The 10262-nt window shown below is 53.5% G+C and carries 7 protein-coding genes and 1 riboswitch; all 7 genes read right to left on the bottom strand.

Annotation, left to right across the window (positions count from 1 at the left end; genetic code table 11):
- Positions 1-177: 177 nt before the first annotated feature.
- Positions 178-1614, bottom strand: coding sequence for an alanine/glycine:cation symporter family protein (locus tag FYJ52_RS08295; protein WP_154576760.1), 1437 nt, complete (start codon positions 1612-1614; stop codon positions 178-180).
- A 45-nt stretch (positions 1615-1659) separates the two neighbouring features.
- Positions 1660-1751: riboswitch (glycine riboswitch) on the bottom strand.
- A 98-nt stretch (positions 1752-1849) separates the two neighbouring features.
- Positions 1850-3313 (bottom strand): aryl-sulfate sulfotransferase, encoded by a 1464-nt coding sequence (locus FYJ52_RS08290; protein ID WP_154576759.1) that lies wholly within the window; start codon positions 3311-3313, stop codon positions 1850-1852.
- A gap of 266 nt (positions 3314-3579) precedes the next feature.
- Entirely contained in the window at positions 3580-4545 is a 966-nt protein-coding gene (pfkA, locus tag FYJ52_RS08285; RefSeq protein WP_154576758.1) for a 6-phosphofructokinase, read from the bottom strand.
- Between the two features lies 1 nt (position 4546).
- Entirely contained in the window at positions 4547-5512 is a 966-nt protein-coding gene (locus FYJ52_RS08280; RefSeq protein ID WP_154576757.1) for an ROK family glucokinase, read from the bottom strand.
- A gap of 61 nt (positions 5513-5573) precedes the next feature.
- Positions 5574-6929, bottom strand: a complete 1356-nt coding sequence (locus tag FYJ52_RS08275; RefSeq protein ID WP_328598792.1) for a glucose-6-phosphate isomerase — start codon at positions 6927-6929, stop codon at positions 5574-5576.
- A gap of 183 nt (positions 6930-7112) precedes the next feature.
- Positions 7113-8261, bottom strand: coding sequence for a molecular chaperone DnaJ (gene dnaJ / locus FYJ52_RS08270; RefSeq protein ID WP_154576755.1), 1149 nt, complete (start codon positions 8259-8261; stop codon positions 7113-7115).
- Positions 8262-8381: 120 nt separating this feature from the next.
- Positions 8382-10244, bottom strand: a complete 1863-nt coding sequence (gene dnaK / locus FYJ52_RS08265) for a molecular chaperone DnaK (RefSeq protein ID WP_154576754.1) — start codon at positions 10242-10244, stop codon at positions 8382-8384.
- Between the last annotated feature and the right edge of the window lie 18 nt (positions 10245-10262).

Raw genomic sequence — 10262 nt, 5'->3', positions numbered from 1 at the left:
AACCACTCAGGACCGAATCGTCCTATATTTCGATTTCAATTTATAAATCTACAAATTGCAGCTTGATATTAAATCAAACGAGGCTCCTGAGTATTTTCTCAGAGCCTCGTTTGTCTACAGTCTGAAAGTCTGAGCCAATTCAAAAGCTCAGACTTTTTTATAGCAGTCAAATGCCGGTTAGGCGTCCATATCTTCGCCAGTCAAAATCCGCGGATCGTTTTCGTGTTTGAAATACTGCCGGGTTTCGGCAACCACGACGCCGGACAAGGCGATGAGCGCGATCAAGTTCGGGAACGCCATCAAAGCGTTGAATATATCAGCGATGGTCCAAACCGCTTCGACGGTCATGTACGGGCCGAAGAAGATACACAGCACGTAAAGGAGACGATAGGTCATGACGGCCTTTTTGTTGCGGTTGGACAAGTATTCGAGGCAGCGTTCGCCGTAATAATCCCATCCCAGAATCGTCGTAAAGGCGAAGAAAACCAGGCAGATCATCAGAAGAAAGCTGGACGCCTGCGCCGGAATCGGCAGCCCTTTCTGGAAGGCGCGGATCGTGACGTTGACCCCTTCAAGTCCTTTGTTCCAGCTTCCGGTTGAGACAATCGAAAGGCCCGTCATCGTACAAATGACGATGGTGTCGATGAACGTCCCCGTCATGGAAACCAGACCCTGGCGCACGCAGGATTTGGTCTGGGCAGCGGCAGCAGCGATCGGCGCCGACCCCAAACCCGATTCGTTGGAGAAGATCCCTCGAGCGATCCCCTTCTGCATCGCGACGATCATTGTCCCGACGGCACCGCCGGCAATGGCGCGGACCCCAAAGGCCGATTCAAAAATTTCCGCCAAGGCGCCGGGCAGCGCGTGGCGATTGATGATTAAAATGGCAACGGTGCAGACCACGTAGGCAATGGCCATAAAGGGCACCACCACCTGAGAGACGCCAGCGATGCGCTTGAGGCCGCCGATGATGACCAGGCCGGCAAATAAGGTCACCAGCAAGCCCGCGATGACAACAGAAAGCGAGTACTGATTGCCGAACAGCGCGATCGTGTTCGCATTTTTAGGATCGAAAAAGGTGTTGACCGCTGAGGTAATCCCGTTAATCTGGGTAAAGGTCCCGATGCCGAATAAGCCGACCCCCATGCCGAAGAACGCAAAGATTTTCGCAAGCCAGCGCCATTTCTGTCCCATCCCGTTTTCGATGTAATAGAAAGGGCCGCCCAGGACGTGGCCTTCTTCATCGATGGTCCGGTATTTGATGGCCAAAAGCCCTTCAGCGTATTTGGTCGCCATGCCGAAAAAGGCAGCCACCCACATCCAGAACAGCGCCCCCGGCCCGCCGGATACGATGGCCGTCGCCACCCCGACGATGTTCCCAGTGCCGATCGTAGCGGAAAGGGCCACGCTCAGCGCGCCGAAACTTGTGACCTCGCCCTCGCCTTCTTCCTCGTTGCGCACCATAAACTTCAGCGCTTTCGGGAGATGAATGAATTGCAGGACGTGGAGCCGAATCGTCAGCATGATGCCGACAAATAAAATTAAGATGATTAACGGCAGTCCCCAAACGATACCGTCAACCTGTGTGAGAAATTGGTTGATTGAATGAAACATGTGTCCTCCTCTACATGTAAAAATGTGAGAGTCAAGACGAAGTAAAAACTTACCTCTGTCCTTTTGCCTGAGAGATCACATCGAAATCGATGCTTACACCTTCGGCGCCCAAATTGGAACTCTCCAGAGTTGCAATCAACATTGCCTTTAAAGCTTAACACAAACTTAAAGTCATGGCAAGATAATTTAACGCACAAAAAAAGGACCCGATTGGATCCTTTTGACACTCTAGCCTTTAATCCGCCTGAGCGGGCACAAAACGCACCGACGCGATGCTGTGCGGCGTCGTCGTTTTGATTTGCAGAGCGTTTTTCACTTCGCCCCCGTCGACATTTCGTTCTTCGATGAGCACGCTGCCGTTTTTCCCGACGCAGAGCTCGCCGCTGTCTGCGTTCATGAGATTGGCGCCGACCGCATTGTCGATATTTCTCGTTCTAATCGACGCAACAGCCTTATTGGCTTCGTCGAGTTTGAGGACCGTTATTTTGCCCGGCTGCGTAATGGTGAGCGTGCCCTCCGCCGACACCTGAACGTCGGTCTGGCCCGCGAATTTCTGGCTGTCTTTCAACCCAAATTCGTCGGACTTGCCGCCGAGAGTCCACATCATTTTTCCGGTTTTGCTGTCAATTTTTACGAGGCAATTCGCATTTTTAAAAGAGAGAATCAGGTTGTCATCCGTCGGATCGACGACCATCGCCGACGGATTTAAATAATCCTGAATGTCGTCGCTCGAATAATCGTTGCCGGCGGCCGAATCGCTGTACAGCCGCGCCACATCGGCACTGTTCCATTCCCAGCTGACGTGGGTGCGCCCGGCGTTTTGCACAACGACCGCCGCGACAGTCGTATTTTTGTGCGCTGTGATGCCGTCGGGCATGTTCGTCACCCGGGTCGGCTTGCAGTACACCGCGAAGGTATTATGGCGCGACAGCATCTCGAAGGCATTGCCGTCGATCGCCGTTCCCGCCTGGTCCCAATCGATGCTTTTATCCTTTTTGTAGGCGGTGATGCCGGCGTCGCCGGTCAAAATTTTAAACTTGTCGTCCATGATGACCCGCTTGCCCGGACGGTAGTCCGCGATGCCAAAATTATCAGCATCTGCATTGACGACCTGATATGAATAATAAACGCCGCTTTTCGTCTGATGACATTTGAAATCGGAGAAACGGGTTTTCGATTTGGCCGACAGCGCCTTGTACCAGATGATTTCGCCTGTATCGTCCAGCGCGTACATGACCGGCCGGTCCGCCTCGGTGACGAGGTACTGTCCGCCTTTCACGCCTTTTCCGATGGTGCGCAGCTTGGGCAGGCGCGTCGAGTAGGTGCGAAGGTTAACCGTTCGGCTGTCTTTGACGTTGCGGACCGTGATGACAATCTGATTTTCCGATGAGATGGCGTCAACCTTAATCGTCGAGGTGTTGCCGACTTTGACGGTCTTGCCGTTGGCCTTGACCGTACCGCCCGGATAGCCCAGTACTTCAAAGGTGTTCTCCCCAACTGCTAAAGACGGCGCATTGACCGTCACGTTGTTTTTCTTCAGCGGAACTTCAATATCGCAGCCATTGACTGATAAATGGAGCGTGCGTTCACTCAACGGGGTCTTATCTCTTCCGAACATGGCCAGAAGGATGCCGACCACAATAATGAGCGCGATCGCCACCGCACAGGCCGCAATCAGAATTTTTTTATTTCGATCCATTCTGTCATCCTCTCTTCAATAATATTTTTATTTTATCAAAAAGCAGCCCTGAGCACAAGAATCTTATCCCCTGTCCACAACTTGTTGAAAAATCCTTTCCGAATTGTGTATAACTGTGGACAGAATGTCGCGATGCTTTGTTGACCGCAAAAAGATTGTGGATAATTTTGTGTATAAGTGAGCATCGGTCTGTGCACAAAAAAAACGGACCCGCAACCGGATCCGCTGAACGCAGGCTTTGCCTGTTTAAAATCAATTTTTGAACTTTAAATGGAAAGCACCTGAATCATGTGGTACATGGCTTCATCGAACACCTTTGGCGTGTCGATCGCTTCGTCAAGGGGAATGACTTGGAATTTTCCATTTTTGGTCACGACCATCGAATTGACATCGCCTTTCATGATCGCCTGCACTGCCTGAAAGCCCATGTAGCTGGCGAGACGTCTGTCAAAATGGCTCGGCGCGCCGCCACGCTGAATGTAGCCCAGGTTTGTCCCCTTGGTTTCAACGCCGGTCAGCTCCTGAATTTTCGGGACGTAATCCCGGTAGTGGCCGCAGCCTTCAGCCAGCATAATGATACTGTGCAGCTTGCCCCTTTCGTGACCTTCGATCAGCTTCGCGCAGATCTCTTCGAGGGGCACATCCTTTTCCGGAATGATCAGCGCCTTGGCGCCGCAGGCCAGCCCCGCGTACATCGCGATGTCACCGCAGTGCCGTCCCATCACCTGGACAATATTCATCCGATTGTGAGAGAAGGACGTGTCTCTGATTTTGCTGATCGCATCGATCGCTGTGGATACCGCCGTGTCAAAGCCAATGGTGTAATCCGTCGCGCCGATGTCGTTGTCAATGGTGCCCGGAATCACGACGACGTTGACGCCGAGATCGCTGAGCGCCTTGGCGCCTTTCATCGAGCCTTCGCCGCCAATGACAACCAGCGCGTCGAGATTGTAGTCTTTGATTTTATTCGCCGCGTGTTTGACGCCAGCCGGCGTCTTGAAAAATGCCGAGCGGGAGGTTTGCAAAATGGTACCGCCCCGGTCGATGATATTGGCCACACTGCGGCTGGTGAGCGGTCTGAATTTTTCTTCGTTCAGACCGAAAAATCCCTCTTCGATGCCGTAAACTTGAATGTCGTTGTAGACTGCGGTTCGTACAATCGCGCGAATCGCAGCATTCATCCCCGGCGCATCGCCGCCGCTCGTCAAAACGCCTATTCGATTAACCGTCATTTTATTTCTCCTTATTTCCTTTAGCATCCGCCACCGCGAGCTTGATGCCGCCGATGATGCCTGCCTGATTCCCTAAAACCGCCTGCTTAAAAGCGGTGTGCCGCGATGAAGGAAAGGCGTACCGCCTGTATGCCTTCTTCAGCGGCGGCATGAGCACGTCGGACGCAAGAGAGACGCCGCCGCCGATCACATAAGCCTCCGGATCGACCACGCAGGAAACCATCGCCAGGGCTTTTCCCAGCTGATCCATAGCCGATTCGACGGCTGAGGTGGCCAGCGCATCGCCCGCCCGCGCACCGTCGCAGACGATTTTCGCGTCAAGGGGCGCCGCCTTCCTGAGGATCGAAGGGACGTCTGGATGGACGCACAAAAGGCGGGATGCCGTTCGAACAATCCCCGTGGCTGAGGCGTACTGCTCCAGACAGCCAAAATTGCTGCAGCCGCAGGGTTCGCTTTCGGTGTCTGACACGTGCAGGTGGCCGATTTCGCCGGCGGATCCGTACTGCCCGCACACGATATGCTGGTCGACAATCACGCCGCCGCCAACCCCCGTGCCCAGGGTCACCATCACAAGATTGGAAAAGCCCTTGCCGCCGCCCTGCCACATTTCGCCGAGGGCTGCGACATTGGCGTCGTTACCGACCTGCACCGGGATATCCAGAGCGCGCGACAGGATCCCTTTCACGTCCACCTCGCTCCAGCCGAGATTAGGGCAGCCGTGGACCACGCCCTTTTCGTCCACCGGACCGGGGACACCAACCCCGATCCCGGCGAAATCGGCAGCCTTCAAGCCGCGCGCGTGAATGCGCTGTTTGATCACTTCCGAAATGCTGAGTAAGAAGGATTCTGCCGAAAGATCTGAAGGGGTTCCGATTTTTCGCGTTTCGAAAAGCCATCCCGATGTCTTTGCCAGTCCGATTTTAATCGATGTCCCCCCAATATCCACACCGAAAGCGTAAGGTTTCATTTCATTCTCCCTTTTGTCGCCCCCATTGGAGGCTATTTTCCTTTACAATTGCCGCCGAGGATTATTCAGACAGCCGTTTCTTTAAAATTTCAGCCTGTTCTTCGAAACCTGGTTTTCCGAGGAGCGCAAACATGTTCTTTTTGTAGGCTTCGACACCCGGCTGGTTGAACGGGTTGACGCCCAAGAGGTAGCCGCTGACGCCCACTGCGAATTCAAAGAAATAGAACAGCTGGCCGAGGGAATTTTCGTCTCGAGCCGGAATCTTGATCATCAAATTCGGGACCTGGCCGTCCGTATGGGCCAGCATCGTACCCATCATCGCGTTTTTGTTGACGTCGTCCATTTTTTTGCCTGCCAGGAAGTTCAATCCGTCCAAATTTTCCGGATCTTCCTGAATCGTCACATCGGACATGGGCTTTTCAACATCGAGCACTGTTTCAAAAAGGATGTTATTGCCATCCTGAACAAATTGCCCCAGGGAATGCAGGTCGGTCGACAAGTCGTAAGACGCCGGGTAGAGCCCCTTGCCGTCCTTGCCTTCAGATTCACCGTATAGTTGTTTCCACCATTCGGAAATGTTGTGCAGCGCCGGTTCGTAGTTCGCGAGGATTTCGATTTGTCTGCCTTTATTTCTGAAAATATTGCGAAACGCCGCGTACTGCATCGCCGGATTGTCTTCAAAGGGTGTGGTCTTGACGCTGTCGCGCATGGCCTGCGCCCCGGCCATCAGAGCGTCGAGATCCGCGCCGGACACCGCGATCGGCAGCAGTCCCACCGCCGTGAGCACGGAGAAGCGGCCGCCGATATTGTCTGGAATGACAAAGCTTTCGTAGCCGGCTTCGTCGGCTTCGGTTTTTAACGCGCCGCGGGCCTTGTCCGTCGTCGCGTAAATGCGCTTCGCAGCTTCTTCCTTTCCGTATTTGGCTTCCAGTTTTGCTTTAAAAACGCGGAAAGCGATGGACGGTTCTGTCGTCGTCCCGGATTTGGAGATGATGTTGACCGAGAAATCGCGGTCGCCGATTAAAGCGAGCAAATCGTTGAGGTACGCCCCGCTGATGCTGTTGCCGGCGAAATAAATTTCCGGCGCGTCAACGATATCCCTTGGCTGTTGATTGTAGAAATTCGGCTTTAGATAATCAATAGCCGCTCTGGCGCCGAGGTAAGACCCCCCGATCCCAATGACCACCAGAACGTCGGAATCCTTTCGGATTTTTTCTGCTGCCGCTTTGATGCGGGCGTATTCTTCTTTGTCGTAATCCACCGGCAGATCGATCCAGCCGAGGAAATCGTTTCCGGCGCCGGTGCCTTCAATTAAAGTTTTGCGAGCGGTTTCGGCCTGGGCCTTGATCTGTTCCAATTCGTGATCGCGGACAAAATCCTTCACACGGCTGGCGTCAAATTGAATCTGTTCCATAATATTGCTCTCCTTGTCTATCCATATTTTTTCGATTAAGCATACACTTGTTAACATATTCATTCTAACAAAATGGCCTAATGCCGTCAATAATCTCAGTCAAATTTAGATGAAAAGGTTTTTAAAATTGAGAAAATAAAAAAGAATGCCGTCAGAGGCATTCTTCGAATTTTTACAAGCTGAAACTTACATCGCGCCCTTTACGCGATCCCAGAAGGATGTGCCCTTCTGATGATTTTTATTCGTCAGGGATTCCCCGAACTTCCGCATCAATTCCTTTTGCTTGCGGGTCAATTTCTGCGGGGTTTCCACGCGGATGGTGACGTATTGGTCGCCGCGGCCGTAGCCGTTGACGTTCTTCACGCCCTTGCCGCGCATTCTGAATTCCTTACCGGTCTGCGTGCCTTCCGGAATCTTCATCTTGACCTTGCCGTCAATGGTCGGCACTTCGATATTGTCACCCAGAGCCGCCTGCATAAAGGAAATCGGCAATTCAACGTATATATCGTCGCCCCTGCGCTTGAAAATCGGATCTTCCTGGACATTGATGTAGACGAGAATGTCGCCGCTGGCGCCGCCGTTGGATCCGGCATGGCCCTGCCCTCTCAGCGGCAGCACCGAATCGTTGTCGACGCCCGCCGGGATCGTGATTTTGATTGTGCGTTCCTTTTCTTCCACACCGCTGCCGTGGCAATGGGGGCACGGATTGTCGATGATCTGCCCTTCGCCGTGGCACTTGTCGCAAACCACGGTCTGAGCCATCATGCCGAATGCCGTTTGACGGCGCATGGTCACCTGGCCGCTGCCGCCGCATTTATCGCAGGTGTGCGGGTGTGAGCCTTCCTGTGCTCCAGATCCGCCGCAGGCCGAGCAGGCTTCCCGGCGCTTGATCTTGATTTTCTTTTCCGTTCCGAAAACGGCATCTTTAAAAGACAAGCGCAAATTGATGCGCATGTCGGCGCCTCGGGCCGGGCCGCGTCTGCCGGAGGAAGCGCCGCCGCCAAATCCACCAAAACCGCCGCCGAACAGGTCGGAGAAAATATCGTCAAAGCCGCCGAATCCGCCAAAGCCGGAACCGCCGCCGAATCCGCCAAAGCCCTGTCCGTCTACGCCGGCGTGGCCGAACTGATCGTAGTTGCGGCGTTTGTCTTCGTCGCTCAAAACTTCATAGGCTTCGTTAATTTCCTTGAATTTTTCTTCTGCTTCTTTATTCCCCGGGTTGCGGTCGGGGTGGTATTTCATCGCCAGCTTACGGTAAGCTTTCTTGATTTCATCCGCACTGGCGTTTTTATCGACGCCGAGCACTTCATAATAATCGCGTTTTTCTTCACTCATTGATCGTCACCTCTTTTGGCTTTGCTTTCTAAACTGCACCGCATTATATCATTTCTGCCGGTGCAAAGAAAGGCAGCTCGTGAAAGCTGCCCTTCTTTTTGTTGATTTGTCTGCAGATGATTATTTATCAGTGACGTCTTCGTAAGTGGCGTCTTCGACGTTGTCGTCACCGCCGTTTTGGCTGCCGCCCTGTTGCGGACCAGCCTGCGGGCCAGCTTGTGCGCCGCCCTGCGCCTGCTGCTGAGCCTGTGCGTCCGCGTAGAGCTTCTGCGCGATCGGGTACAGCGATTCGTTCAGCGCATCCGTTGCGGATTTGATGGCGTCGAGATCGTCGCCCTGAGCTTTTTCTCTCAAAGCCTTAATCGCGTCTTCAACTTTTGCCTTTTCGTCGGCTGTCGCTTTGTCTCCGATATCTTTCAGAGACTGTTCTGCCTGATAAGCCGCCGTATCTGCGTTGTTTTTCGCTTCGATTAATTCTTTTTCTTTCTTATCTTCTGCTGCGTGCTGTTCTGCTTCCTTCACCGCCTTGTCGATATCGGCTTCGCTCATGTTGGAAGTGGATTTGATGACGATGTTCTGTGCCTTGCCGGTGCCCAAATCCTTCGCGGAAACATTGACGATCCCGTTGGCATCAATATCGAAGGTGACTTCAATCTGCGGTACACCGCGGCGCGCTGCTGGAATACCGGTCAACTGGAAGCGGCCCAGTGTCTTATTGTCTCTCGCCATTTCACGTTCACCCTGGAGCACGTGGATGTCAACAGCGGTCTGGTTGTCCGCCGCAGTTGAGAAGACCTGGCTCTTCTTGGTCGGGATGGTGGTGTTGCGTTCGATCAGCTTGGTTGTAACGCCGCCGAGGGTTTCAATCCCCAGTGAAAGCGGGGTGACGTCGAGCAGCAGCACGTCGTTAACTTCGCCGGCCAACACGCCGCCTTGAATAGCCGCCCCAACAGCGACACATTCGTCCGGGTTGATGCTCTTGTCTGGTTCTTTGCCGGTGATTTCTTTAACCGCCGCCTGAACTGCCGGGATTCTCGAAGAACCGCCGACCAGCAGGACGCGGCCGAGTTCTGAGCCAGAGATGCCTGCGTCAGACAACGCCTGATTGACTGGGCCTCTCGTCGCATTGACCAGGTCTCTCGTCAATTCATCGAATTTCGCACGGGTCAGATCCATCTGCAAGTGCTTCGGACCTTCAGCCGTTGCGGTGATGAACGGCAGGTTGATTTCAGTTTTTAACATTGAGGACAATTCGATTTTGGCTTTTTCAGCCGCTTCTTTCAAACGCTGCAGGGCCATTTTGTCCTGTCTCAGATCGACGCCGTTTTCCTTCTGGAATTCGTCCGCCATCCAATCGATGATTTTCTGGTCGAAGTCGTCGCCGCCCAAGTGGTTGTTCCCAGCTGTCGCCTTGACTTCAAAGACGCCGTCGCCGAGTTCCAGGATCGAAACGTCGAAGGTACCGCCGCCCAAGTCGAAGACCATGATCTTCTGGGATTCGCCCTTTTCAAGGCCGTAAGCCAAAGAGGCTGCGGTCGGTTCGTTGATGATTCTCTGAACATCGAGCCCTGCGATGCGGCCTGCGTCCTTGGTCGCCTGACGCTGAGCGTCGTTGAAGTAAGCCGGAACGGTGATGACCGCTTTTTTCACTTCTTCGCCGAGGTAAGCTTCTGCGTCCGCTTTCAGTTTCTGCAGAATAATGGCTGAAATTTCCTGCGGGGTGTAGGATTTGCCTTCGATCGTCACTTTATAGTCTGAACCCATGTGGCGTTTGATCGATGAGACGGTGCCGTCCGGATTGGTGATGGCGCCGCGCTTTGCGACCTGACCGACCAGACGTTCGCCGTCTTTGATCTGAACCACAGACGGTGTGGTGCGGCTGCCTTCAGCGTTTGGAATGACAACCGGGTCGCCGCCTTCAAGGACAGCCACACAGGAATTCGTTGTACCTAAGTCGATACCGATGATTTTTTCTTTACTCATAACTCTTTCCTCCTGAGT

This window comes from Pseudoramibacter porci, from assembly GCF_009696145.1.
GTDB lineage: Bacteria > Bacillota > Clostridia > Eubacteriales > Eubacteriaceae > Pseudoramibacter > Pseudoramibacter porci.
The sequence above is the reverse complement of the archived record's forward strand: the minus strand, read 5'-3'. Positions and strand labels throughout refer to the sequence as shown.